Source organism: Defluviimonas aquaemixtae (assembly GCF_900302475.1).
Taxonomy (GTDB): Bacteria; Pseudomonadota; Alphaproteobacteria; order Rhodobacterales; family Rhodobacteraceae; genus Albidovulum; species Albidovulum aquaemixtae.
In genome coordinates this window covers 1636832-1662305 of sequence record NZ_OMOQ01000001.1, presented here as the reverse complement: position 1 = coordinate 1662305, position 25474 = coordinate 1636832, and the positions used below count along the sequence as shown (strand labels likewise).

Here is a 25474-nt window from a genome sequence, read left to right as displayed (position 1 = left end):
ATGGACGCAATTCTTGACGCCGGGGACAACCCGCACGCAATCGAGGTAGAGGAGTGTCTGGCGCACCTGACGTCCTCTCGTGAAGGGCTGACCTCCCACGAGGCGGCCAGGCGCCTCGCCATCGACGGACCCAACACCCTGGCGGCGCAGTCTGGCAGACCGGCCGTCCTCCGATTCATGCTGCATTTCCACAACGCGTTGATCTACGTTCTTCTCGCTTCGGCGGCCGTCACCGCGTTTCTGGGCCACTGGATCGATACCGGAGTGATCCTTGCTGTCGTCGTCGTCAACGCCATCGTAGGCTTCGTCCAGGAAGGACGCGCGGAGTCGGCCATGGCGGCAGTGCGCTCTATGCTTGCCCCGCGCGCCACGGCCCTTCGGGATGGACGCCGTGTGACCGTTCCATCCGCCGATCTCGTCGCGGGCGATGTGGTGCTGCTCGAGGCCGGAGACAAGGTCCCGGCCGACCTTCGCCTGGTCGCGGCGAGGGCGCTGCGTGTCCAGGAGGCGGTGCTGACCGGCGAATCCGTGCCGGTGGACAAGAGGATCGCGCCCGTTGCCAGTGATGCGCTGCTCGGCGACCGCAGCTCGATGGCCTTCAGCGGCACCGAAGTGGTGGGGGGCATCGGGCGCGGGATCGTTGTCGCAACGGCGGGGCGAACTCAGATCGGGCGTATCAGCGGAATGCTCGGCGATGTCGCCAGGTTGACCACGCCGCTCGTCGCGCAGATGGATCGCTTTGCGCGGTGGCTGTCGGTCATGATCCTTCTGGTGTCGGCCGTGCTGCTGCTCTTTGGCTACTTCGTCGGCCACTTGCCCTTCGGCGAGATTTTCATGACCGTGGTCGGCCTGACCGTCGCCGCGATTCCCGAGGGGCTGCCCGCGGTCCTGACCATCACGCTCGCAATCGGCGTTCAGGCGATGGCGCGGCGCCATGTCATCGTTCGCAAACTCCCCGCGATCGAGACGCTGGGCGCCGTTTCGGTGATCTGCACCGACAAGACCGGCACGCTCACCCGGAACGAGATGACGGTCGCCTCGGTGGCCTTTGCATCAGGCCGCCACACCGTCTCTGGCGACGGCTACGCGCCCCGGGGCGACATCACGCCGGCTGCACCCGAGGCGGAGCTTGCTCAGATGGCGCTCGTCGCGTCGCTCTGCAACGACGCGGCGCTGCACAACTCGGGCGGGAACTGGGGGATCGAGGGCGATCCGATGGAGGGCGCGCTCCTGGCCTTCGCCGGGAAGGCGGGTGTTGATTTGGATGGATGGCGCCGGATCGACGAGATCCCCTTCGACGCCGCCCATCGTTACATGGCGGTGCTGGTCGAGGATCGGGACGGCGCGCGCCGGATACTTGTGAAGGGCGCGCCCGAGCGCCTGCTTCCCATGTGCGCGAGGCAGGCGGGCCCGTCGGGCCCGGAATCGATCGGTCCCGAGCATTGGGACGCCGAGGCGGACGCGATCGCATCCGAGGGGCAGCGCGTCCTGGCGCTTGCCGCCATGCCGACGCGCGACGACGCGCTGAACGAGGCCGCCTTCGACGGCAAGTTGACGCTCGTCGGCCTCGTCGGCCTCATCGATCCGCCGCGGCCGGAAGCGATTGCCGCGGTCGCGGAATGCCGTCAGGCAGGCATCGGCATCAAGATGATCACCGGCGACCACGTGGGCACGGCCTCGGCCATCGGGCGGGCGATCGGGCTCGAGAACCCCGACCGGGTCCTGTCCGGCGCGGAGGTCGAGCGGCTCGAAGACGCGGCACTGCAAACCGAGGCGGGAAAGGTCAACATCTTCGCGCGGACGTCGCCAGAGCACAAACTTCGCCTCGTCACGCTGCTTCAGGCGCAGGGTCTGACCGTCGCGATGACCGGCGACGGCGTCAACGACGCGCCCGCGCTGAAGCGCGCCGATGCCGGAGTGGCGATGGGCGTGAAAGGCTCCGAAGCGGCGAAGGAGGCGGCCGATCTTGTTCTGACCGACGACAACTTCGCCTCGATGGTCGCCGCCGTGCGCGAGGGGCGCACCGTTTTCGACAACCTCCGCAAGGTGATCAGCTGGACGCTTCCGACCAATGCGGGCGAGGCAGCGACGATCATGGCGGCTCTCCTTCTCGGGCTCACGCTTCCGATAAGCCCCGTGCAGATCCTCTGGGTGAACCTCGTCACCGCCTCGACGCTCGGCCTCGCGCTCGCCTTCGAGCCGACCGAACCGGGAACGATGCTGCGGCCTCCACGGCCACGCACGGCACCACTTCTGACGGCCGAGTTGCTGTGGCACGTCCTCTTCGTCGGGGCGCTGTTCGCGGCGGCGGTCTTCGGGCTCTTCGCCTATGCGACCGACCGGGGCTACCCGCTTGAGCTCGCCCAGACGATGACAATGAACTTGTTGGTGATCCTCGAGATCTTTCATTTGTTTTTCATCCGCAACATCTACGGCACATCGCTGACCTTTGCCGCCGTTCGCGGAACGCGGGCGGTCTGGACGTGCCTTGCGGTCATCGTGACGGCGCAGTTCGCCGTGACCTACCTGCCGCTTGCCCAGGCAGTCATGGGAACCCGCGCCGTCCCGATCGTCGACGGCGTACTCATGATTGGAATTGGCGTGGTCTTCTTCGCGATCATCGAGGTGGAGAAGCAACTCAAGCTGAGCTTGCGAGGACGCGGCAGCCACTAGTTCGCGCGGATCGAAAAAGCGGCGCATCAGGACGCGCGCGCGTTGTCGTTCCTGCGCTTATCCTGTAAGCCGCGCCGCATGACGTCTTCGGCTGGGGAAATCACATGGCGGGGCTAAAGAACGGGCTGACCTATGCCGATGCAGGGGTCGACATCGACGCGGGCAACGCTTTGGTCGAGCGGATCAAGCCGGCGGCGAAGCGCACAGCCCGGGCGGGCACGATGGCCGGCCTCGGAGGTTTCGGCGCGCTCTTCGACCTGAAGGCGGCGGGCTACAGCGATCCGGTTCTCGTCGCCGCGACCGACGGGGTGGGCACCAAGCTTCGCATCGCCATCGACACCGGCAACGTGGACACGATCGGCGTCGACCTCGTGGCAATGTGCGTCAACGACCTTGTCTGCCAGGGCGCGGAGCCATTGTTCTTCCTCGACTATTTCGCGACCGGAAGGCTTGATGTCGACCAGGCGGCGCGGATCATCGAAGGCATCGCCAAAGGTTGCGAGCAATCGGGATGCGCCCTCATCGGCGGCGAGACGGCCGAGATGCCGGGCATGTACCACGCGGGCGACTTCGACCTCGCTGGCTTTGCCGTCGGCGCGATGGAGCGCGGGGCCGATCTGCCGGCGGGCGTCGCGGAGGGCGACGTGCTTCTCGGCCTCGCCTCGAACGGCATCCATTCCAACGGCTATTCCTTCGTCCGCAAGGTCGTCGAGATATCGGGCCTCTCGTGGCGCGCGCCCGCGCCGTTCGGAACCGGCACGCTTGGCGACCAGCTTCTCGCGCCGACCCGCCTCTATGTCAGGCAAGCCCTGGCCGCGATCCATTCCGGTGGCGTCCACGCGCTCGCCCATATCACCGGCGGCGGTCTGACCGAGAACCTGCCCCGCGTGCTCCCCGACGGGCTCGGCGCGGAGATCGACCTGTCCGCCTGGGACCTGCCGCCGGTCTTCCGCTGGCTCGCCGAAACCTCGGGTATGGCAGAGGCCGAGCTTCTGAAGACCTTCAATGCCGGTATCGGCATGATCGTCGCAGCCGCACCCGAACGCGCCGCCGACCTCCGCCTGCTGCTCGAATCCGAGGGCGAGACGGTTCACGAGATCGGCCGTGTCGTGCCGGGGCAGGGTGTCCGCTATCGCGGCCGGCTTCTTTGAAGCGTGTCGCTATCCTGATCTCGGGCGGCGGCTCCAACATGGTGGCGCTCGCGGAAAGCATGAAGGGCGATCACCCGGCGCGGCCCGTGCTTGTCGCCTCGAACGATCCCGATGCGGACGGGCTGGCGAAAGCCTGTGCGATGGGCGTCCCGACAGCTGCGGTGGATCACCGTCCATTTGGTGGTGATCGCGCCGGATTCGAGGCTGAGCTGCTGAAGCCCATCCTCGCGGCAAAACCCGACATCATCTGCCTCGCGGGTTTCATGCGCGTCCTGACGCCGGATTTTGTGAAGCGCTTCCGGGGCCGGATGCTGAACATCCACCCTTCGCTGCTGCCGAACTATCCCGGCTTGAATACGCATGCCCGCGCTATCGCCGCAGGCGACTGCGAAGCAGGCTGCACGGTCCACGAAGTCACGCCTCTTCTCGACGACGGCCCGATACTCGGTCAGGCGCGGGTGCCGGTCCTGCCTGATGATACCCCGGACACGCTTGCAGCGCGCGTGCTTGGCCGGGAACACGAGCTCTATCCGGCCGTACTGCGCCGTTTCGCCGCTGGCAACCGCGCGCCCGTCCTGATCTGACTATCCTTCGGACGCGTACAAAGCGGCACGAAAGCCTCGTCGCGACGGGCGCGCGCAACAATCGGAATGTCTGAAGCCATGCCGGTCTTTCCATTGCCGCGGCCGTGTCATAAGAGGGCGGAACTGCGGGATGAGCCCGCGTTGAACGGACTTTGAATGCGAACAATTACAACAACCGCGGACCTCGCTCGTTTCTGCGATGCCGCGCGAGCCAGCGAATACGTCACCGTCGATACCGAGTTTCTGCGCGAACGGACCTACTACTCCAAATTGTGTCTCGTTCAGCTCGCCCTTCCGGGCGAGGACGGAGAGGCCGTGCTTGTCGATCCGCTCGCCGATGGGCTGTCGCTTGAACCGCTCTACGACCTCTTCCGGCACGCGGGGACTGTCAAGGTCTTCCACGCCGCGCGCCAGGATCTGGAGATCTTCTTCGTCGAGGGCAACGTCTTCCCCGAGCCGTTATTTGACACGCAGATCGCCGCCATGGTCTGCGGCTTCGGCGACCAGGTCGGCTACGAGACGCTGGTGCGCAAGGTCGCCAAGCAAAGCCTCGACAAGACCTCTCGCTTCACCGACTGGTCGCGCCGGCCGCTCAGCGAGGCTCAGAAGACCTACGCCATCGCCGACGTGACCCATCTTCGTGTCATATACGAATTCCTCGCCAAGGAGCTTAGGCGCACAGGCCGCGAGAAATGGGTCGAGGAAGAAGAGGCGGTGCTTCTCGATCCCGAGACTTACATCAACCGGCCCGATGACGCCTGGCTCAGGATCAAGACACGCACGAATTCGGGCAGATTCCTCGCGATCGTCCGCGAACTGGCGCGGTTCCGCGAGGACTACGCGCAGGCCCGAAACGTGCCGCGATCGCGCGTCTTCAAGGATGACGCGCTGTTGGAGCTTGCGTCGACGAAGCCCACCACCCCCGAGGAACTTGGCCGCTCACGCCTTCTCCTGCGCGAAGGGCGCAGGCCCGACATCGCCGAGGGCATCATCGCGGCGGTGAAGGCCGGGCTCGCTGTTCGGCCTGAGGATTGCCCGCGACCCGACACCACGCGCGACCAGCTTCAGGTCGATTCCGCGCTCGCCGACCTGCTGAGGGTGCTTCTCAAGGCCAAGTCGCAAAGCGCCGGCGTGGCGCCAAAGCTCATCGCCTCGTCGGGCGATCTCGACGCGCTGGCGGCGGGGGAACGGACCGTTCGGGCACTCTCGGGCTGGCGCGGAGAGGTTTTCGGCGACGACGCGCTCAGGCTCTGCAAGGGCGAGATCGCGCTTTCGGCCCGGGGCGGCGCTGTCCGCGTCGTCCAGGTCTGAGCGGGCTCAGCGCCGGCTCGACCGGCTGTTCTGGGAGCCGAGCACGACGATCTGACGAACACCTTCCAGCTTGATGTTGGAAATATAGGCGGCGGCGGAGACCTCGCGCGACTGCGGGGTCGAGACGCGCGCCGGCGGGATCGGCTCTGCCACCACGAAGCGGTAGGTCATGACGCCGTCCACGGGAAAACCGCTGTTCTCGGCCACGAGCGCGGCGTCCCAGAACCCTTGCGTCGGTGGCAGGCCGGTGGCACGGATGATCGCGCCGCCCGGCTGGCGCGCGACTTCCATGTCGGTGACCTGCGCGACAAGGATGCGCCCATCGTCGGGCACGGCTGGCGCAACGGTCTGCGTCGCCGTCTGCTCGGTCGAGCGGCCGAACCAGTTGAACGGATTTAGGCGGCTTTCGCGAAGCCTGCCGCAGCCGCCGAGCGTCAGCGCAACGACCAGCAGGATTGTGACGGACGATTTCATGCCTGACGCTCCCTGAACCCTCGGGACTTGGGTAGCCCATTCGCCGGGCCGTGAAAAGAGCCGCAAGGAGACTGGACCTCAGGCTGTTTCATGATTACCTCCCGCTCAGGATGGCGGAGCGCAGAATGACCACCGAGGCCTTTGAGGACATCGCCGAAACCTTCGAGTTTCTCGACGACTGGGAGGATCGCTACCGGCATGTCATCGAGCTCGGCAAAGCGATGCCGCCGCTCGACGACGCCTTCAAAGTGCCCGCGACCAAGGTCGAGGGTTGCGCGAGCCAGGTCTGGCTCCTGCCCCGGATCGAAGGGGAGGGTGGCGGCGCGCGCTTCGATTTTCTCGGCGACAGCGACGCGATGATCGTGCGCGGCCTCATCGCGATCCTGCACGCGCTCTATTCCGGACAGACGCTGGAGGAAGTTCTCAGGACCGATGCCGCCGCCGCGCTCGGGCGGCTCGGGCTTGACGAACATCTCTCTTCGCAGCGCTCGAACGGCCTGCGCGCGATGGTCGCGCGAATCCGCAAGCTCGCCGGCGAAGCGGTCGCGGCCTGAGGCCGCTACAACTTCGCGAGCGCGCCCTTCAGATCGCCGTAGCCCGTGAAGCGCCGCTCGTAGGCCAGCCCGAGTCGCTCTGCACAGTCGCGCGCCTTGGCGTCGAGCGCCGGATCGTCGGTTTGCGCCTGGTAGACGAGCTTCTCGTAGTTGCCGAAATACATGTCGCGCAGCTGAGGGTGCCGGTCGAGCCCCATCGGCTTCCACACGAACGCGTCGAACTGCCGGACCAGGAAATCGGTCAGGTAGAAGGCCGTGAACTCGTCGCGCGCGGCGAAAGCGTCGTTGCCCTCGAAGAAGGAATAGCAGTGCGGGCCGGCGATCATCTCGACGCCGAGTTCCGCGCAACGCGACTGAAGTCCGCCGCCCGTGCCGCAATCGGCATAGACGATGAAGATGTCGTCATAGGCGTCGCGATGCTTGGCGACCGCCTCCGTCACCGCATCGGTGATCTTCTCGGGCCAAAGGTGGTACTTCGCGGGCAGGCAGGTCAGGTCGAGATGGGTCCAGCCGTTCGCGGCCTTGAGATCGAGGATTTCCCGCGCCAGCGCCCCGCAGGCAATGAGAAGGATGCGCCCCTTCGCCTGCGGTTCGAGGCCCCTTTCGGTCAGCGTCCTGTCGTCAGGCAGCGTCATTTGCGCCTCGCGATAATCATCAGAATCCCCGCGGCGACCAGCGGCGGCAGCGCCCAGAGCGCCGCGCCCTCCGTCCCCGCCTCCAACCCGGCGCGGGCGGCGAGCCAGAGTGTCGCTCCGGCCGCCGCGATAACGGCCAGAAGTATCATGACGAACCGGGCGTGCGGCATCGGCCTCTCCTTCATGCCCAATTTGGACATTGGCGGGGTGCCTGTGAAGCCCACGCTAAGAAAAGAAGGCCCCGCACGCCGAGGCGACGGGGCCGACAGGGAGCATTCCTGAACCCCTGGCTCAGCCGGCCGCCAGCTTGTTGTGCTTGCGCGACATGAAGTCCTTGGCCGTCTGCACCGCCACCGCCGCATCACGGCAGTAGGCATCGGCGCCGATCGCCTTGCCGAATTCCTCGTTCAGGGGCGCGCCGCCGACGAGCACGATGTAGTCGTCGCGCATGCCCTTTTCCTTCATCGTGTCGATCACGACCTTCATGTAGGGCATCGTCGTCGTGAGCAGGGCGGACATGCCGAGGATGTCGGCGTCCTCGCGCTCAAGCGCCTCGATGTATTTCTCGACCGGGTTGTTGATCCCAAGGTCGACGACCTCGAAGCCCGCGCCCTCCATCATCATGCCGACGAGGTTCTTGCCGATGTCGTGGATGTCGCCCTTCACGGTGCCGATCACCATCTTGCCGACCTTGGGCGCGCCGGTTTCGGCCAGCAGGGGCTTCAGGATCGCCATGCCGCCCTTCATTGCATTCGCCGCCAGAAGCACTTCTGGTACGAAGAGGATACCGTCGCGGAAGTCGATGCCGACGATCGTCATGCCGCCGACGAGCGCCTTGGTCAGCACGTCATAGGGCTGCCAGCCGCGGTCCAAGAGGATGCGTACGCCCTCTTCGATCTCTTCCTTGAGACCGTCATAGAGGTCGTCATGCATCTGGAGCACAAGCTCTTCGTCATCGAGTTCGGAGAGGATGATGTCTTGTTCGTCGGCCATAGCGTGTCTCCTGACGGTCGTTGCGCCGTTAATGCGACCAATGATGCAGGATCACTTGGCGATTTGCGACATCGGCCGCGCTGTCGGCGACGCGAAGCGGTAGCGCAGCAAGGGCCGTGAATGCGCCACTTGATAAATGTTCGCTAAATGTTCTATCTTTCCACTCATGCCTCTTCCACCGCCAGACCCCTTTTTGCGCCTCAGGGCGCGCGGTGCCGATACCAATGCCGCCGGTCGGTTCGAACCCTACGCGCGGGCGGCCGAAAACGACGGTTGGGACATCCCCGAAGACGAGCGACTCGTCCGGACTGAGGTCAGCGAGGAACATCCGCGCTCCGTGATCAACCGCGTGACCTCGCCCGACGTGGGATTCGACCGCTCAATCAACCCGTATCGCGGTTGCGAGCACGGCTGCATTTACTGCTACGCGCGGCCGAGCCACGGCTTTCTCGGCCTCTCCGCCGGGCTCGACTTCGAGACGAAGATCGTGGCGCGACCGACGGTGCCCGAAACACTCGTTCGGGAACTGGCGCGCAAGTCCTACGCCGTCGCGCCCATCGCGCTCGGGACCAATACCGATCCCTACCAGCCAATCGAACAGCGCTACCGGATCATGCGGCGGATCCTGGAAGTGCTCTCGGACTGGAACCATCCGCTGACGATCGTCACGCGCGGGGCGCTGATCGAACGCGACATCGACATACTGGGCGACATGGCAGGTCGGAATCTCGCGCAGGTCGGGATATCGGTGACCACGCTCGATGCGGGACTCGCGCGGCGGTTGGAGCCGCGCGCGCCGACGCCGGAACGGCGCCTCGCGATGATCCGGGCGCTGGCGGGGGCGGGCGTACCGGTCCGCGTCATGGTGGCGCCCCTCATACCTGCCCTGACGGAGTCCGAACTCGAACGGATACTCGCGGCTGCCAAGGACGCAGGCGCGAGCGCCGCGAGCTGGATTCTTCTGCGTCTGCCGCACGAAGTGGCGGAGCTGTTCCGCGACTGGCTGAAGCGGAACGAGCCCGGTCGGGCGAAGCACGTGATGAACAAGCTCCGCGAGATGCGAGGCGGCAAGGACTACGATTCCAACTGGGGCCGCCGGATGCGGGGGGAAGGGCAGCATGCCGAGCTCATCGCCCACCGCTTCGCGGTCGCAGTGAAGCGGCTTGGTCTCGCCCGCGACCTGCCGCCGCTCGACTGTTCCGCCTTCGGCCCGCCGCCACGCGCGGGCGATCAGCTTTCGCTATTCTGACGCGCTTTCTCGGGGTGCCTTCCCGCCCGCCGCTCAGCCGCGCCGGCGGCCGCGGCGTTCGCGCCCGGCGCCCGCGTCCTCCCCGGTTCCGTCGGAGGCGGAGGAAAACCCGCCGAGCTTTGCCGCGATCTCATCGAGTGTCGGTCGCGGTCCCCGGGGACGTTCTTCGAGCGCCCGGCGCATTTTCGCGAGGTGATCGGGCATCGTGCCGCAGCAACCGCCGATGATCGTGGCGCCCGCATCACGGGCAAGGACGGCATATTCGGCCATAAGTTCCGGAGTGCCGTCGTAGTGAATGTGTCCGTCATGGTATTTCGGTATGCCGGCATTGCCTTTCGCGATGATCGGCCGTTCGGGGCCAGCCGCGATGAAGCCCAGGACCGTGCGCAAGAGGTCGGAAGCGCCGACTCCGCAATTGGCGCCGAAGGCCAGGGGCTGATGCGAGAGCTTGTCGACCATCGCCACCATCTGCGCCGAGGTCACGCCCATCATCGTGCGTCCCGCCGTGTCGAAGCTCATCGTGCCGCACCAGGGAATACCGGCCATCCCGCAGGCCTCGCTTGCGGCTTGGTACTCCTCGGGGGCAGAGATCGTCTCGACCCAGAGCACGTCGACGCCACCCTCCTTCAGCCCCTCCGCCTGTTCATGGAACATCTCGACGGCGCGCTCATGTGTCAGCTCGCCCATCGGCGCCATGATTTCGCCGGTCGGGCCCATGGAACCTGCTACGATCACGGGCCGCCCGGCCTTGTCTGCGAGTTCGCGCGCGATCCCGGCGCCGATGCGGTTCAGCTCGCGGACGCGGCCCTGGGCGCCGTGAAGCTTAAGCCGGCTCGCATTGCCACCAAAGGTGTTCGTGAGGAACAGGTCCGACCCGGCATCGACCGTGCCCTGGTATAGCGCGCGGATCTTGTCGGGCTGATCGGTGTTCCAAAGCTCCGGCGCCTCGCCAGCCGTCAGCCCCATGTTGAAGAGGTTCGTGCCCGTTGCACCGTCGGCCAACAGCCAATCACGCTTGGCGAGCAGGTCGGAGAGAGGGTCGCTCATTGAAAAACCTTTCACTCAATGCCTCGGCGGGCTGCTACGCTGCGGCCCTTGTGTCTCATGTGCCATGGCGGTGGCGTTGAAGCAAACCGATCTTCGTCATCATGATCATGAAATCGCCGCGACAACACAACAGCCACTGCCGCCCGCGCCTCGTCCATGACCCCATCGCCGTGCTTCCGGCGCGGCTTGCGGCGAACCGGTACGGCGCCGCTGACGGCAGAGCGGACCTTCGGCCAGGTCAGGGGAGACGGCAGCGTGAACAGCTCTGTCGTGCCGCGCCCGTCAGGCTGCGTTGTGGCCGGGCTCGGATCGCGTTCGACCCGACTCGGGTACGCGCGAGACGCGTGGCTTGCCGCCGCCGCGATCATGACCGGCCGTCGAGAGAAGGCGCGGCGGTATCACCGCGAGCGGTTCCGGCGAGCGGATCTCGCGCGCGATGTCGGCGGCGGCGAGCACGAGGGAGGCGGCGTTCGGCGCCGCGATATAGAGCCGGTCGTGACGGGGAGAGAAGCTGGTCTTGAACCGAGCGAGCCCGGCGGTTCCCCGACCTGCGCCAAGCCGGCCGAAGAGCGTCGCGGCCGGCCCCGTCAGGTCGCCTGCAGCGCAAGGCAGGGCGGCGAGCGACAGCCGGCGAAGCCCGGCCTTGCGCGCATCGTCGAGCGCCGCCGCGACCAACGCGTGCATCGTCCCGTCCGGACCGTCCGGCCCTGGACGCATGAGGTCGAGAACCCACTCCCGCGCGCCCTCGTGAAAGCTCGCGAAACCCACGAGCCGGCCCGAGACCCTTGCAAGATACACCCGCTGGCAGGCGACGTAGTCCGGAGCGAAACGGCCCATCGAAAAGCCGCGCTCGCCGCCGCGCGCCTGAGCCCAGTCGCGGGAGATCTCCGCCATATCCGAAACGGGCAGGGCCTCGGGCGCGGGGCAGTCAATCTCGATGCCTGCGCGCGTCGCCTTGCGCAGCTTGCGCCTGAGGCCCGCGCGCTCAGGTGTGGCGGGATCGAAGCGGAGCGGATCGAGCCAAAGCTCGTCGGCGACAGGCCAGACGGTGTAGCCGGCGCGCCGGGCGCAGGCGGCCGTACGGCGCCCGATCTTGTAATGGCACGGGATGCGACCTTCGGCCCGCGCGGCGCGGGCGAGCGCGCCGATCAGACGCCTGGTCTCCCCGTCCTGCCGGAACGGATCGAAGAGACCGACGAGCGCCTGCCCGCCGCGCCCGACGAGCCAGCCGTTCCCGCAGCGGGCGGAAAGCAGAACATCGTGCTGCCCCTGATGCGCGATCCCGCACTCGGCGCGCGCCACGCCGTCGAGATGGGCCGAGATTTGCGCCCGGGTCATGCGCCCGGCGGGCTCGAGCACCGGGTCTCGCGGTTTCCGGCCTTCAACCTCCGGCCGGGGTCCGATCAGGAAGGCGACGGCGGCGATCGCGGCAGGGCAGGCGAAATAGATCAGACGGAAGGCGAGAACTGCGGCGAGAAGCCCGTCCTGCCCGGTCTCGGGCAGAAGGGCCGCCAGCGCAATCTCGAACGGTCCGACCCCTCCCGGCGTCGCCAGGATCAGCCCCGCGCCGAGCGCGACGAGATAGGCCGGGATCAGATCCGCCGCGCCCGGTCCCGCGCCCGGTGGCATGAGCGCCCCGAGCGCGAGTGCCGCAGCAGCGGTATCGACCGCTGTCAGCAGCAGAAGCCGCCCGATCGCGGGAAGCGGCGGCGTTTCGATTCGCTGGCCGAACGCCGTCACCCTCGGTCGGAAGAACGCCGCCGCCACTCCCGTGGCGGCCAGCGCGAGCACGGCCAGCGCCACTGCCCGCGCCGGTGCGGCCCGCAGCGGCCCCGCCTCGGCGGGCAGCAACAGGATGGCGACGGCCGCCACGACGGCCCAGCAGAGAAGGAACAGAAGTGTCACGACACCCGTCAGTCGCGTCGCCTGCCACAGGCTTTGGCCCGGCAACAGCCGCCAGCGCACCAGCGCACCGGTGATCAGGCCGAAGCCCAGCACCTGCGATATCGCAATTGCCGCGAGGCCCGCGCGCCGCGCCGTCCGGGGCCGGATGCCGGTGCGGAGCACGCGGTGAACGGTCACGTCATACTGACCGAGCGCGGCAAAGCTCGCGAGTGTCGCAATGGCGGCGAACAGCCATTGATCGGGTTCGATCCGCCCGAGTGCCGCCAGAACCGCGGCAGGGTCGGTCGCCGCGATCCTGTCGCGCAGCAGAACGACGAAGACGACCGCGAGCGACAGGGGCAGGGCTTGCCTGATCACGGCACGGCCAAATCGAGGCCGCGCCTCCGCGGCATCGGCCGTCCGCGCCTGTCCTATTTCCATCCGCACCTCCTGGGCCTCGCGGCGGGCAGGATGGTCCACAAGCGTTCACGCAGCCTTAACGGGCGGCCGGGAGTTGGTCAGATTGGAATGGTCGGGACGGTCTGGCCGGCCCAAGTCCGCGTCAGCTTTCCTCCAAAAGCTGGCGCTTGGCCTCGCGCATGAGATCAGCCATCTGCGCGCGGATCTTCTGGTCATCTACCCGCCCGCCGAGATCGGCCTTCACCTTGCGAAAGACGTCTTCGTCGCCCGCTTCCTCGAAATCGGCGACGATCACTTCCTTGGCATAGGCCTCCGCCGCCTCTCCGGTCTTGCCGAGAATGTCCGCGGCCCACAGCCCGAGCAGCTTGTTGCGCCGCGCCTCGGCTTTGAACTTCATCTCTTCGTCATGCGCGAACTTGGCCTCGAAGGCGTTTTCACGGTCGTCGAACGTCGTCATGCGGAGCCCCGTTTCGATCTGGCGTCACCAGCTTTCCATATGCACGGCCCGCACCGCCACCGCAAGCCCCGGAAAGGGCTATGGCTTGCGGGAGGTGGTTCGTTGGCCTATAGCGGCGGCTTAACTGGCAGGGCGCGGACCGCCCACTGCAGCGGAGTTTTCATGGCACGTCGCAAGAAGATCTACGAGGGCAAGGCGAAGATCCTCTATGAAGGACCCGAGCCCGGAACCTTCGTTCAGTATTTCAAGGATGATGCGACCGCCTTCAACGCCCAGAAGAAGGACGTGATCGAAGGGAAGGGCGTCCTGAACAACCGGCTCAGCGAGTTCTTCATGCAGGGCCTGACGAACATCGGCGTCCCCAACCACTTCATCCGCCGCATCAACATGCGTGAACAGCTTATCCGCCAGGTGGAGATCATTCCGCTCGAAGTGATCGTCAGGAACTTCGCGGCAGGGTCTCTCTCCAAGAGGCTCGGCATGGAAGAGGGCACCGCTCTGCCGCGTCCGATCGTCGAATACAGCTACAAGAACGACGCGCTCGGCGATCCGATGGTCAGCGAGGAATACGTCGTCGCCTTCGGCTGGGCCAACCAGCAGGATCTCGACGACATCGTGTCGCTCGCGCTCCGGGTAAACGATTTCCTGTCGGGCGTTTTCTACGCCGTCGGCATCAAGCTCGTCGATTTCAAGATCGAAGTCGGGCGGATCTGGGACGGCGATTTCATGCGCCTGATCGTGGCCGACGAAATCAGCCCGGATTCGTGCCGTTTGTGGGATGTCAAGAGCGGCCGGAAGCTCGACAAGGACGTCTTCCGCCGGGATCTGGGCGACCTCGCGGACGCCTATTCTGAAGTCGCCCGCCGCCTCGGCGTGCTGCCCGCGCAGACCACGCATCTCACGAAACCGACGCTGATCAACTGAAAGGCCCGCCCCCACAATGACCGCGACGATGAAAGCCCGTGTCCATGTCATGCTGAAAGATGGCGTTCTCGACCCGCAGGGCGAGGCGGTCAGGCACGCGCTCGGCACGCTCGGATTCTCGGGCGTCGAGGCGGTCCGTCAGGGCAAGGTAATCGAACTCGACCTCGCCGCGACCGACAAGGCGGCGGCAGAGGTCGAGGTCAAGGCGATGTGCGAAAAGCTCCTCGCCAATACCGTGATCGAGAAATACTCGATCGAGATCGCCTGAGTGGCGCGGCGATCGGCACAGCAGTTCCGGCCCATCTGGATCGGGGGGCAGGGCACGGTCCCGTAGAAACAGAAGACGCACCAGTCGCCGGGAAGCGGCCTGAGCACGATCGCGCAGGACGGGCATTGGTAGTACCACTGGCAGGCGTCGGATCGACAAGGCCAGACTGTCAAGAAGCGCTCGCCTTCGGCAACTCTTCACCTGCAACTGCGGGCTGGATTCAGCCGAGACGCGAGCGTCGCGCGCTTGTTAGAGGCCGTGTGAGCGGCGCAAGGCATGGCGCAGTCGGATTTGGTCGGTCACACAGCCCGCCAAATCCACCATCACATCGACATCTGACTGATCCCAGCGACGCCTCTTTGCGTCGATTGCGCAAAGCGCCCCCAGAACAGATTTGTCGGGTCCGTGCACCGGAACACCTAGATAGGCGCGGACATTGAGATCGGGAATGGCAAGGTTGTTGCATACCCTTGCGTCGTCGGGTGCATGTTCCACGATGAGAGGTCGGTCGTCGCGCTTCACGTACTGACAAAACGAGTGCGACAGCGGAGTCTGACGCGTCTCCGCCCAGATGCCCGTCAGCCCGAACTCGCTCTTGAAGAATTGCCGATCACGATCCTCCTCGACAAACGACACCAATGAGACCGGCACATTCAGAAACGTCGAGACGAGGCGCGTGAACTTGTCGAACGCCTCCTCGGGCGGCGCGTCGACGAGTTCGAGCGTTTCGAGCACATTCTCGACGACCTCCGTGGTTGCGTCGGCAACCTCAGCCGCGCCCCAGTGGTCCCGTGCCGGAAGGTCCTGCATGTTTTCCTCCTTGAATGAACTGTGCAGCGACCACTAAAATGGAATGCTTACCCGGCTATTAAGTTGAACGCCGCAAGATGAGGGCACAAAGACGGACCGGCATTTTCGGCTCTGCGGAGCGACGCCTGTGCCACCCGTGCCGATCCGGCCTGGCGCAATGAGAGGGTTGCTTGCGTGGCGGCGCGCCCGCGACGCCGCGTATCTCGCGCCGAAATCCGGTCTGGAATGCACCGCGCCTTTGGGTTATGGCCGAGCCAGCGTCATGCCCAAGGATTTGTCCCCATGAAAGCCGCCGTCATCACGTTCCCTGGTTCGAATTGCGATCGCGATCTTACGGTCGCGTTCGAACGTGCAGGTGCGACGGTTGTCCGCGTTTGGCACAAGGACGCGGACCTGCCGGATGGGATCGACATCGTCGGCATCCCGGGCGGTTTTTCCTTCGGCGACTACCTGCGCTGCGGCGCGATTGCCGCCCAGTCGCCGATCGCTGCGGCGGTGAAGCGCTTCGCCGCGAAGGGTGGCTACGTGATCGGCATCTGCAACGGCTTCCAGGTGCTGACGGAAACCGGGCTTCTGCCGGGCGCGTTGTTGCGCAATGCCAACCTCAAGTATGTCTGTAAACCTCTTGATCTGATTGTTGAAACCGCTGACAGCGCCTTCACCGACGGCTGGCGGAAGGGCGACAAGATCCGTATTCCGATCGCCCATCACGACGGCAACTACACCATCGATCCCGACGGCCTCAAGCGGCTGAGGGACGACGACCGCGTCGCCTTCACCTATGTCGAGAACCCGAACGGGGCGACGGCGGACATCGCGGGTGTCCTCTCGGCCAACCGGCGCGTGCTCGGCATGATGCCGCACCCCGAACGTATGGCCGAGCCGGCCCACGGCGGCACCGACGGCTCGGTGCTTTTCCGCTCGCTCATGTCGGCCATGGCCCTCAGCTGAGCGCGGACGCTTGAGACAGGGCTCGGCGGGGCCTAGACTGTGGCGATGACAGACGAACGGGTATCCGAGACCGGGGCTGGGAACGGGACCACCAGTGCGCCGCCGACGAGCGCGGACGCGCCGCCAGAAGACGTGTCTCCGGCGCCGGTCGTCGGCATCACCGCGATCCGCAGTCCATGGTGGCTCCGGCTGCTCGTCATCGCATTCATCGCCGTCGCCGTCGCGGTCATCTGGTTCACCAACTCATTCCTGACCAATCGCTTCACAGAAAGCACACGGAACCGGGCCGAGGTCCGGCTCGCGCTCTATACCGGGCACGTGCTCAGCGAACTGCAGCGCACATCGGTCGTGCCGCTCCTGCTCGCGCGGGATCCGGCGCTCATCTCCTCGCTCAACACGGGCGACTTCACGGTTACCTCGCAGCGGCTGATCTCGGCGCAATCCGAGATCGGCGCCGCCTCGATCCTGCTTCTTGACGATTCCGGCCGCACGGTGGCCGCCACGGACCGCACGCGGCTCGGCTCGAGCCATGCGGCCGCGCCCTATTTCGTGTATGCGCAGCGGTCGAAGGACACGGTCTTTACGCTGACCGAAAACGAGGCGGGCGGCTTTGACTTTACCTATTCCCGCGCCGTCCTGTCCGAAGGCCAGGTCGTCGGCGTCATAGTCGTGGGCGCCGAACTCGCCAAGTTCGAAAGGGTTTGGGCAGGCATCAGCGACGCGGTCGCCGTGACCGACAGCGAAGGCCGCGTGATCCTGTCGACCGAGCCGCGCTGGCGCGGTCAGGCGATCGGCGATGCGCTGGCCGCGCGCCCCGCGCCGAACGCGATCGAACGCGCGTTCCAGGTGACCTCGGACTGGGCGAACGATCCGCCCGACGCCTATGTCCGCGGCGAGGCGGTGATGCGCAACGAGGCGCGCATCCCCTTCCGGGGCTGGAAGCTCATCAGCTTCACGACCTACGATTCGATCCGCGAAAGGGTAAACACGGTCCTGTCGCTCGAGATCATGGGCTTCGCGGTGCTTCTTTCGCTCATCTTTTACTGGCTGTCTCGCCGGGCCCGGATGCAGTCGGCGGTCTTCCGGCGGGAATCGGCGGAACTGCGCCAGCTTAATGCCCGCCTCCAGCGAGAAATCGCCGAGCGCGAGAAGGTTCAGAAGGACCTCGCCGTGGCCGAGCAGACGCTGGAACAATCCTCCAAGCTCGCCGCGCTCGGCGAGATGTCGGCCTCGGTCAGCCACGAGCTCAACCAGCCGCTCGCCGCGATGAAGACCTACCTCGCCGGCGCGCGGCTCCTGCTCCAGCGCAAGCGCGGCGAGGAGGCGCTGTCCTCGTTCCAGCGCATCGACGACCTGATCGAGCGCATGGGGGCAATTACGCGCCAGCTGAAAAGCTATGCACGCAAGGGCGGCGAGGCGTTCGAGCCGATTGATCTGAGGACGTCCATATCGTCGGCGCTGGCGATGATGGAGCCCACACTGAGGGTCCGTGCGGTCAGGATCACCCGCATGTCGCCGCGCGAGCCGGTGATGGTCATGGCCGACAAGGTCCGGCTTGAACAGGTGATCATCAACCTTCTTCGCAATGCGCTCGACGCGACCAAAAGCCGGGCCGAGCCGCAGATCGAGATCCTGCTGACGGCGGGCGAGACGGCGACGCTCGCCGTGCGCGACAACGGCCACGGGATCGCCGATCTCGACAACCTCTTCGAGCCCTTCTACACGACGAAGGCGCCGGGCGAGGGGATCGGGCTGGGGCTTGCCATTTCCTCCGGCATCGTCAACGACCTCGGCGGTCGGCTGACAGCGCGGAACGCGCCGGGCGGAGGGGCTGTATTCGAGATGAAGCTGCCCATATTGAACGAGAGAAGCGAAGCGGCGGAGTGAGGTGACTGATGGCGCGCGCGATGAAAGTTGCGATTGTCGACGACGAACAGGACATGCGGCAGTCGATCAGCCAGTGGCTGGCGCTTTCGGGCTTCGACACCGAGACCTACGCCAGCGCCGAAGAGGCGCTTAAGTCGATCGGAACGGACTATCCGGGCGTCGTCGTCAGCGACATCAGGATGCCCGGCATGGACGGGATGGCCTTTCTCAAACGCCTCATGAGCATCGATTCCGGCCTGCCGGTCATCATGATCACTGGCCACGGCGACGTGCCGATGGCGGTCGAGGCGATGCGCGTCGGTGCCTACGACTTCCTCGAGAAACCGTTCAACCCCGACCGCATGACCGACCTCGCCAAGCGTGCGAGCCAGTCGCGCCGCATGACGCTCGACAACCGCGCGCTCCGGCGTGAGCTCTCTGATGGCTCGACCATCATGAAGAAGCTTATCGGCAACTCGCCCGCAATGGAGCGCCTGCGCGAGGACATTCTCGATCTCGGCCAGGCTGACGGCCACGTCCTGATCGACGGCGAGACGGGAACCGGCAAGACGCTCGTCGCGCACGCGCTCCATGCGGTAGGCCCGCGCGCGGGCAAGAAGTTCGCCGTGCAGAGTTGTGCCGCCTTGTCCGAGGAAATGCTGGCCACGCGTCTCTTCGGCCCGATGGAGGAAGGCGGGCAAATCCCGCTCGTGGAAGAGGCGCGCGGCGGCACGCTCGTCCTGGAGGACGTCGAGGCGCTGAGCCAGGCTCTCCAGGCCCGGCTTCTGACCTTCATCAACGATCAGGGCACGCCCGCCGAGACCCGCATAATCGCGATCTGCAACGATCACGAACAGGGCAAGACGGTCGAGGACGCGCTCAGGCCGGATCTCTACTACCGGCTTGCGGCGCTAAAGATAATGCTCCCGCCGCTCAGATCGCGCGGCGAGGACATCCTGACCCTGTTCACGCGCCTCGCCGATCAGTTCTCCGAGGAATACGGCTGTGATGCGCCGCAGGTCACCGCGCAGGAGGCCGCGCAGCTTCTTCAGGCGCCCTGGCCGGGCAATGTCCGCCAACTCATCAACGTGGCCGAACGCGCGGTTCTGCAGAACCGCCGCGGCTCCGGCTCCATCGCCTCGCTTCTGATGGCCGAGAACGAAGAGGCCGGCCCGGTGATGACGACCGAGGGCAAGCCCTTGAAGGAATATGTCGAAAGCTTCGAAAAGATGCTGATCGACAATACGATGCGGCGCCACAAGGGCTCCATCACCGCCGTGATGGAAGAGCTCTGCCTGCCGCGCCGGACGCTGAACGAGAAGATGGCGAAGTATTCGCTCCAGCGCGCCGATTATCTCTGATTGTACCGGGCCGCCGTGGTGCAACCCGACCCAACCGCGTTCCGCGTAGCCCTGGTGAGCGGAAATTGGCCATTGTCTTTACCCCGCGTTCCCCGCTAATGTCGCGAAACGTCGGACATCGCCTCAACAAGCGGTCCGACCAATCAGATTTGCTGCCGATCATCGCGTCAGCCCGATCGGGGCTGGCGGCGGTAACGGCAGGTCGACTGGCCGCAAGGCCGCACATTCGCCCCGTGGACCTGACAGGGACGGGGCCCGAGATGGATGCCGGACCGGCATCCGGGACAGAACCGCGATGAAACGCGTGAGGACAGAGCAGCGGATCTCAGGCAGGCCAATGGCCGCCTCCGCATGTGTTCCCACGCTCTATCTCGCCCCAGATATTGAACTCGTTGTGACGGCCGGCCCGAAAGGCGCACGGCCGCCCGGCGCGTTCGGAAAGTCTACATGGCCAAGAAAATGCTTATCGATGCCACCCACGCGGAAGAGACACGCGTCGTGGTGGTCGACGGAAACAAGGTCGAGGAATTCGACTTCGAGACCGTCAACAAACGCCAGCTTGCCGGCAACATCTATTTAGCGAAAGTCACGCGCGTCGAACCGTCGCTGCAGGCCGCCTTCGTCGACTACGGCGGCAACCGGCACGGCTTCCTCGCGTTCTCGGAAATCCACCCCGACTATTACCAGATCCCGGTCGCCGACCGGCAGGCGCTTCTTGAGGAAGAAAGAGCCTATGCCGAAGCCATGGCGGCCGAGGACAACGGCCGCTCGCGCCGGCGCGGCAAGTCCGCTCCGAAGCCCGAAAAAGCCGCCAACGCAGACGCGGTCACGACCAAGGCGGATATCCCGGGCATGGCCGTCGTCGATCTCGACGAGGACGAGACCGAGAAGCGGACAGACGCTGCGCCGGCCGAACCCGATGCCGTGACTGCGCCCGACGCCGAACCGGCGGTCGAGGTTCCCGCCGAGGACGAGCGCGAGCAACCCTATGTCGCGGCGGACCACGCCTCCGAGACCGACGAGGATATCGAATCCGTCGCCGACGAGGACGTGACAGAGGAAATCCGCCAGCCGCGCAAGCCGCGTGCGCGCAGGTACAAGATACAGGAAGTGGTCAAGGTCCGGCAGATCATGCTGGTCCAAGTCGTGAAGGAGGAACGCGGCAACAAGGGCGCGGCGCTGACGACCTACCTCTCGCTCGCCGGCCGCTACTGCGTTCTGATGCCCAACACGGCGCGCGGCGGAGGGATTTCCCGCAAGATCACCAACGCCGCCGACCGCAAGAAGCTGAAGGAGATCGCCTCGGGCATCGAAGTGCCCGACGGCGCGGGGCTGATCATCCGCACCGCCGGATCTCAGCGTACCAAAGCCGAGATCAAGCGCGACTACGAATACCTGATGCGGCTTTGGGAACAGATCCGCGATCTGACGATGAAGTCGATCGCGCCGGCGCCGATCTACGAGGAAGGCGACCTGATCAAGCGAACGATCCGCGACCTCTACAACAAGGATATCGACGAGGTGCTCGTCGAGGGCGTGGAGGGCTACCGCGCGGCCAAGGACTTCATGAAGATGATCATGCCGTCCCACGCCAAGAACGTGAAGCACTACCACGAGGGGCTGCCGCTCTTCGCCCGCTACCAGGTCGAAAGCTACCTCGCGGCGATGTTCAATCCGACCGTGCAACTCAGGTCCGGCGGCTACATCGTCATCGGCGTCACCGAGGCGCTTGTCGCCATAGACGTGAACTCGGGCCGTTCCACCAAGGAAGGCTCGATCGAGGACACCGCGCTCAAAACCAACCTCGAAGCGGCGGAAGAAATCGCACGCCAGCTCCGGCTCCGCGATCTCGCGGGACTCATCGTGATCGACTTCATCGACATGGAGGAGCGCAAGAACAACACCGCCGTCGAGAAGCGCCTGAAGGAGAAGCTCAAGACCGACCGCGCCCGCATCCAGGTCGGCCGCATTTCGGGCTTCGGGCTTCTGGAGATGAGCCGCCAGCGGCTCCGTCCCGGCATGATCGAGGCGACGACCGCGCCGTGCCCGCATTGCCACGGCACCGGTATCATCCGTTCGGACGAGAACCTTGCGCTCAGCGTTCTACGCCAGCTGGAAGAGGAGGGGACGCGCAAGCGGTCGCGCGAGGTGCTTTTGAAAGCGCCCGTGGCCGTCGTCAACTTCCTCATCAACCAGAAGCGCGAACACGTCGCCCAGATCGAGACGCGCTACGGCATGTCCGTCAGGGTCGAGGCCGATCCCGCGATGGTCAGCCCCGACTTCTCGATCGAGAAGTTCAAGACCGCGATCCGCATCGTCCCCGAGGCGACCGCGCAGGTCGTCTCCGTCGACGCGCTCCGCATCGCTGACGAGGAGGCCGAGGAGGAAGAGGTCGCTGTCGACGAGGCGGAGGAGGCCGAAGAGGCGGTCGCCGCCGAGGCCGAACCGAAGAAGCGCAAGCGCCGCCGCCGGCGCCGCCGCAAGTCGGGCGGCAACGGTGAGGCGCAGGCCGCCGAGTCTGCGCAGGGCTCCTCCGAGGCCGGCGCCACGGCCGAGCCTGCCGCCCCGGCGGGCGAGGGCGCCGAGGAAAGCTCCGAACCCCACCCCAAGCCCAAGAAGCGCCGCAGCCGGAGTCGCTCTCGCACGAAGGCCGTGGAGGTCGAGAGCGAAGAAGTTGCAGAAGCCGCCGCGCCGGACCAGGCAGCAGCTGTTCCCGAGGCGGCGGACGCCGAGGAAACGGCGCCCAAGCGCAAGCGCAGGACGTCAACGCGGAAGACGGCCGGGGCAGAACCGGCCGAGCCCGGCGGCGATGCGGATGCTCCCGCCGAGGCGGCAGAACGACCGGCCCCGAAGCGCACCCGCACGCGCAAGAAGGCCGAGCCCAAGCCTAAGCCTAAGCCTAAGCCTAAGCCAAAAGAGGCCCCGGTCGCCGCAGCCGCACCCACCGAGCCGGAACCGGCCCGGCAACCGGAACCGGCGATGGCCGATAGCGCACCCGTGCCGATGCCCGAGCCCGCCCCGTCGCCCGCGACCAGCGCGCTTCAGTCCGATCCGGAGACGCCGGCCGAGCCGGTCGCCGAAGACGAGGGGAAGCCCAAGCGGCGCGGTTGGTGGTCGCTCGGTCGCTAGGCGTTCAGACGCCTGGGCACGGCCCGCGAAAAGGGCAGGGATTCAGTTACGCCGCACGGGCAGGATGGGCTCGCACCCATCTTGCCCGCGGGGGATCGCAGATGCCAGTTCCCCTCGCGCCGACACTACTTGCAATCAGCTCGATCTCGTCTTCGTATCAGCTCGGCAATCCGACCATGGGCTGCTCGGATTTTTCCAAGATGGCAAAGACGTGGAAGGCGTCGTTATGGGTGGTCACGCGGCAGAAGCGGTCTTGCCCGGCTAGCGCGTCCGGGCATTCGGCGAGATTCGCATTCTCCACCGCTGTCGCGAACTTCTCGAAGGTGAACTCGCCGGAATCCTGCGCGATCGCGGCGGGACCGGACTACAGGACAAGAACCCCTATCGTCAGTTTCGTCTCTGTTCCCCTTCGCTGACCGCATCGGCATACGATCACGGAACTCTCGCAGTTCCCGGCGCGTCCTGCGATGATTCAGTTCGGCGCCGCGTCGAACCCGCGCACACAGGCTTGTCCACGACCTTGTGAGACTGCGTGACACAAAGCCCGCGTGACGCCGCCGAAAGCTTGCGATAAGGCTGGGGCAATGTTGGAAACCGGCATCATGGATGGGGGCTTCGCGCTCGCCGCGCTGATCGCGCTGTTCGCGGGCGTCCTGTCTTTTCTCAGCCCCTGCGTCCTGCCGATCGTGCCGCCCTATCTGGCCTACATGGGCGGCATCAGCATGGGCCAGATGGGCGACGCATCGCAGCGCAGGCGCACACTGACGGCCGCCGCTTTCTTCGTCCTCGGCCTCTCGACGGTCTTCCTGTTCCTCGGATTCACGGCTTCGGTCTTCGGTCAGTTCTTCCTGATGAACCAGAACTGGTTCGCCGCCGGGGCGGGCGTCGTCGTGATGATCTTCGGCGCGCATTTCCTCGGCATCTACCGCATTGCCTTTCTCGACCGCGAGGCGCGACTCGATGCCGGCGACAGGGGCGGGTCGGCCTTCGGGGCCTACCTCCTCGGCCTTGCCTTCGCCTTCGGCTGGACGCCCTGCATCGGCCCGCAGCTCGGCATGATCCTCGCGCTTGCCGCCGATGGCGGCACGGTGGGGCGCGGCACGGGGCTGCTGGCGATCTACGCTGCCGGGCTCGGTCTGCCGTTTCTTCTGGTTGCGGCCTTCTTCCCGCGCCTGACGGGTCTCATGGCATTCCTCAAGCGCCACATGGAGCGGATCGAGCGCATCATGGGGCTGCTCCTTTGGACCATCGGCCTGATGATGCTGACGGGCGGGTTCAGCCAGTTCTCCTACTGGCTGCTCGAAACCTTCCCCTCGCTCGCGCTTCTCGGCTAAGGCACGGCTCGGCTCAGCCGCAGGCGGGACGCGCCGCGATTGCTTGAAGCGCCGCGTCGCCCTCGGCACGCGTGATAAGCCGGCTCCAGCCCAGCCCATAAACCGCCCCGTCATCCTCGGCCCGGTTGACGAATTCGGCCACCGGCCGGCCATCGGGCGCAAAGATGAGGATGCGGCCCGAATTCTCTTCCTCCACTATCGCCGACCCGTCAGCGGTAAGGTCGAACAGCCCCTCGGTCAGCGTCAGCGACTCCATCTCGGCCAACGCTTCCTTGAAGGGCGAGGACACCTCGTCGGTCGCGAAATCGTAGACGTTGATCTCATTGGCGCCGAGAATGAAGCTGCCTTGACCCCTGTTATAGGTGTTGTTGTTGAAGATCGCGATGCGGCGATCGTCGAGGATATCGACATCGTGCTGGGCGAGCCAGGGGCCCTGTTTGTGCCAGATCACCCGGTCCTCCGACGGCCGGTAGAGAAGCACGAGCGAGCGGTGGCGCATCGACAGGAAAAGATCGCCCCGCTTCCAGTAAGGCCCGTCCGCCATCACCGGCTGGATGTCGTTGAGATGAAGGGGGTCGTCGACATAGCTTCCGGCGGTGAACATCGTCGCCATCATGCCGTTGCGTTCGAGAAGCCCGGGCAGCGAGATTTCCCGCAGCAACTCGCCGTCGAGCGTCACCTCGGCCAGCCCGTCCACGAAGAAGTGGCGCCCGTGCTTTTCCGGCGCCGGCACGATGCGCGAAGGCAGCCACATCGCGCCCTCGGGGCCGAGCTCGGTCGAGTGGTGGTAGTAGCTCTCGGCGTTTTGCCAGACCGGCCGCGCGCAGTGGTCGATCCGCGTGACCGGCGTCTGGTGGTCCTTGATGAGGAGATCGCCCACCGGCGTGAGGAGCGGATGTACGACCTCGTATTCCAGCGTGCTCCAGCGGCTGTAATTGATGACGTCGGAGTCCTGAGGCACGTCTGCGAGCATTTCGTCGGCATCCGGCCACCAGGTATGGCGGACGGTGTGGTCACTCAGGTCGACGAGTTCCACGACATGGCGGTTCCGGTCACCATCGTATCGGCTGAGCAGCAGATAGGAGTCGAGCTTGCCGGCCTCTTCCCCCGCCGGGAAAGTCCAGCCGCTCCGATCGCCGAATCGTTCATAGCGGCCCGCGCGGCTCGGCGGACCGGTCGTAATGATACTTTGGACCGTTCGCGGAATCTCGGCCATCGCGATTGCGACCTTGCCGGGCGCCACGAACCGTCCGGCATCCTTCTGGCCCTCGAGCACCAGAGCGCCGAAAACCACCATGGCGAGAATGCCGACGAGGAACAGGAAGATGACCAGCCAAGCCTCGATTTTGGCGAATAGTAATTTCTGCATGCCTACCCTGTCCCGGATCGCCCTTCCACG

General features: G+C 65.8%; 22 protein-coding genes and 1 pseudogene. 13 read left to right on the top strand and 10 right to left on the bottom strand.

What is annotated here, in order from left to right:
* The 4 genes from DEA8626_RS08090 (at window position 1) to rnd (ending at window position 5719) form a co-directional block, all read left to right on the top strand.
* On the top strand, window positions 1-2673 hold the full coding sequence (locus tag DEA8626_RS08090) for a cation-transporting P-type ATPase (protein ID WP_108852490.1): 2673 nt from the start codon (window positions 1-3) through the stop codon (window positions 2671-2673).
* 104 nt (window positions 2674-2777) lie between these two features.
* Window positions 2778-3824: a phosphoribosylformylglycinamidine cyclo-ligase gene (gene purM / locus DEA8626_RS08085; RefSeq protein ID WP_108852489.1), complete on the top strand. Its 1047-nt coding sequence runs from the start codon at window positions 2778-2780 to the stop codon at window positions 3822-3824.
* Window positions 3821-4408: a phosphoribosylglycinamide formyltransferase gene (gene purN / locus DEA8626_RS08080; RefSeq protein WP_108852488.1), complete on the top strand. Its 588-nt coding sequence runs from the start codon at window positions 3821-3823 to the stop codon at window positions 4406-4408. The genes purM and purN overlap by 4 nt, the downstream gene beginning before the upstream one ends.
* A gap of 156 nt (window positions 4409-4564) precedes the next feature.
* Complete coding sequence (rnd, locus tag DEA8626_RS08075) at window positions 4565-5719, top strand: ribonuclease D (protein ID WP_108852487.1); 1155 nt, start codon at window positions 4565-4567, stop codon at window positions 5717-5719.
* Window positions 5720-5725: 6 nt separating this feature from the next.
* Here the strand turns inward: rnd and DEA8626_RS08070 are convergent, their stop codons facing one another.
* Entirely contained in the window at window positions 5726-6193 is a 468-nt protein-coding gene (locus DEA8626_RS08070; RefSeq protein ID WP_108852486.1) for a hypothetical protein, read from the bottom strand.
* Window positions 6194-6318: 125 nt separating this feature from the next.
* Between DEA8626_RS08070 and DEA8626_RS08065 the strand changes: the two genes are divergently transcribed.
* Complete coding sequence (locus DEA8626_RS08065; RefSeq protein ID WP_108852485.1) at window positions 6319-6747, top strand: SufE family protein; 429 nt, start codon at window positions 6319-6321, stop codon at window positions 6745-6747.
* A 5-nt stretch (window positions 6748-6752) separates the two neighbouring features.
* On the opposite strand, the gene DEA8626_RS08060 is transcribed toward DEA8626_RS08065, so the two are convergent.
* From DEA8626_RS08060 to DEA8626_RS08055, 3 genes are all read right to left on the bottom strand, one after another.
* A complete protein-coding gene (locus DEA8626_RS08060; protein ID WP_108852484.1) occupies window positions 6753-7382 on the bottom strand; it encodes a DUF1638 domain-containing protein in 630 nt (209 codons plus the stop codon).
* Complete coding sequence (locus tag DEA8626_RS21045) at window positions 7379-7552, bottom strand: hypothetical protein (protein WP_181366386.1); 174 nt, start codon at window positions 7550-7552, stop codon at window positions 7379-7381. Before DEA8626_RS21045 ends, DEA8626_RS08060 begins: the two co-directional genes overlap by 4 nt.
* 121 nt (window positions 7553-7673) lie before the next feature.
* Window positions 7674-8375, bottom strand: a complete 702-nt coding sequence (locus DEA8626_RS08055; protein WP_108852483.1) for a corrinoid protein — start codon at window positions 8373-8375, stop codon at window positions 7674-7676.
* Between the two features lie 166 nt (window positions 8376-8541).
* Here DEA8626_RS08055 and DEA8626_RS08050 point away from each other — a divergent pair, with 166 nt between their 5' ends.
* On the top strand, window positions 8542-9624 hold the full coding sequence (locus DEA8626_RS08050; protein WP_108852482.1) for a PA0069 family radical SAM protein: 1083 nt from the start codon (window positions 8542-8544) through the stop codon (window positions 9622-9624).
* A 33-nt stretch (window positions 9625-9657) separates the two neighbouring features.
* Here DEA8626_RS08050 and bmt read toward each other — a convergent pair whose 3' ends face one another.
* The 3 genes from bmt to DEA8626_RS08035 all read right to left on the bottom strand — a co-directional run bounded on the left by bmt (window position 9658) and on the right by DEA8626_RS08035 (window position 13432).
* On the bottom strand, window positions 9658-10671 hold the full coding sequence (gene bmt / locus DEA8626_RS08045; RefSeq protein WP_108852481.1) for a betaine--homocysteine S-methyltransferase: 1014 nt from the start codon (window positions 10669-10671) through the stop codon (window positions 9658-9660).
* Window positions 10672-10953: 282 nt separating this feature from the next.
* Window positions 10954-12996 (bottom strand): phosphatidylglycerol lysyltransferase domain-containing protein, encoded by a 2043-nt coding sequence (locus tag DEA8626_RS08040; protein WP_108852480.1) that lies wholly within the window; start codon window positions 12994-12996, stop codon window positions 10954-10956.
* Window positions 12997-13117: 121 nt separating this feature from the next.
* On the bottom strand, window positions 13118-13432 hold the full coding sequence (locus DEA8626_RS08035; protein WP_108852479.1) for a DUF1476 domain-containing protein: 315 nt from the start codon (window positions 13430-13432) through the stop codon (window positions 13118-13120).
* A 162-nt stretch (window positions 13433-13594) separates the two neighbouring features.
* On the opposite strand from DEA8626_RS08035, the gene purC reads away from it, so the two are divergent.
* Both purC and purS read left to right on the top strand, forming a co-directional pair.
* Window positions 13595-14356, top strand: a complete 762-nt coding sequence (gene purC, locus DEA8626_RS08030) for a phosphoribosylaminoimidazolesuccinocarboxamide synthase (RefSeq protein ID WP_108852478.1) — start codon at window positions 13595-13597, stop codon at window positions 14354-14356.
* Window positions 14357-14384: 28 nt separating this feature from the next.
* Window positions 14385-14624: a phosphoribosylformylglycinamidine synthase subunit PurS gene (gene purS, locus DEA8626_RS08025; RefSeq protein WP_108853373.1), complete on the top strand. Its 240-nt coding sequence runs from the start codon at window positions 14385-14387 to the stop codon at window positions 14622-14624.
* Window positions 14625-14668: 44 nt separating this feature from the next.
* Here the strand turns inward: purS and DEA8626_RS21585 are convergent.
* Both DEA8626_RS21585 and DEA8626_RS08020 read right to left on the bottom strand, forming a co-directional pair.
* Window positions 14669-14797: pseudogene (locus tag DEA8626_RS21585) on the bottom strand (GDCCVxC domain-containing (seleno)protein); the annotation flags it as partial.
* 76 nt (window positions 14798-14873) lie between these two features.
* Complete coding sequence (locus DEA8626_RS08020; RefSeq protein ID WP_108852477.1) at window positions 14874-15434, bottom strand: GAF domain-containing protein; 561 nt, start codon at window positions 15432-15434, stop codon at window positions 14874-14876.
* A 282-nt stretch (window positions 15435-15716) separates the two neighbouring features.
* Here DEA8626_RS08020 and purQ point away from each other — a divergent pair, with 282 nt between their 5' ends.
* From purQ to DEA8626_RS07995, 5 genes are all read left to right on the top strand, one after another.
* Window positions 15717-16385 (top strand): phosphoribosylformylglycinamidine synthase subunit PurQ, encoded by a 669-nt coding sequence (purQ, locus tag DEA8626_RS08015; RefSeq protein ID WP_108852476.1) that lies wholly within the window; start codon window positions 15717-15719, stop codon window positions 16383-16385.
* 45 nt (window positions 16386-16430) lie between these two features.
* Entirely contained in the window at window positions 16431-18272 is a 1842-nt protein-coding gene (locus DEA8626_RS08010; protein ID WP_108852475.1) for a sensor histidine kinase, read from the top strand.
* Window positions 18273-18280: 8 nt separating this feature from the next.
* Window positions 18281-19612, top strand: coding sequence for a sigma-54-dependent transcriptional regulator (locus DEA8626_RS08005; RefSeq protein WP_108852474.1), 1332 nt, complete (start codon window positions 18281-18283; stop codon window positions 19610-19612).
* Window positions 19613-20059: 447 nt separating this feature from the next.
* A complete protein-coding gene (locus DEA8626_RS08000; RefSeq protein ID WP_108852473.1) occupies window positions 20060-22741 on the top strand; it encodes an Rne/Rng family ribonuclease in 2682 nt (893 codons plus the stop codon).
* Window positions 22742-23325: 584 nt separating this feature from the next.
* Window positions 23326-24075 (top strand): cytochrome c biogenesis CcdA family protein, encoded by a 750-nt coding sequence (locus DEA8626_RS07995; RefSeq protein ID WP_108852472.1) that lies wholly within the window; start codon window positions 23326-23328, stop codon window positions 24073-24075.
* Window positions 24076-24088: 13 nt separating this feature from the next.
* On the opposite strand, the gene DEA8626_RS07990 is transcribed toward DEA8626_RS07995, so the two are convergent.
* Window positions 24089-25444 (bottom strand): arylsulfotransferase family protein, encoded by a 1356-nt coding sequence (locus tag DEA8626_RS07990; RefSeq protein ID WP_108852471.1) that lies wholly within the window; start codon window positions 25442-25444, stop codon window positions 24089-24091.
* Window positions 25445-25474 lie beyond the last annotated feature (30 nt).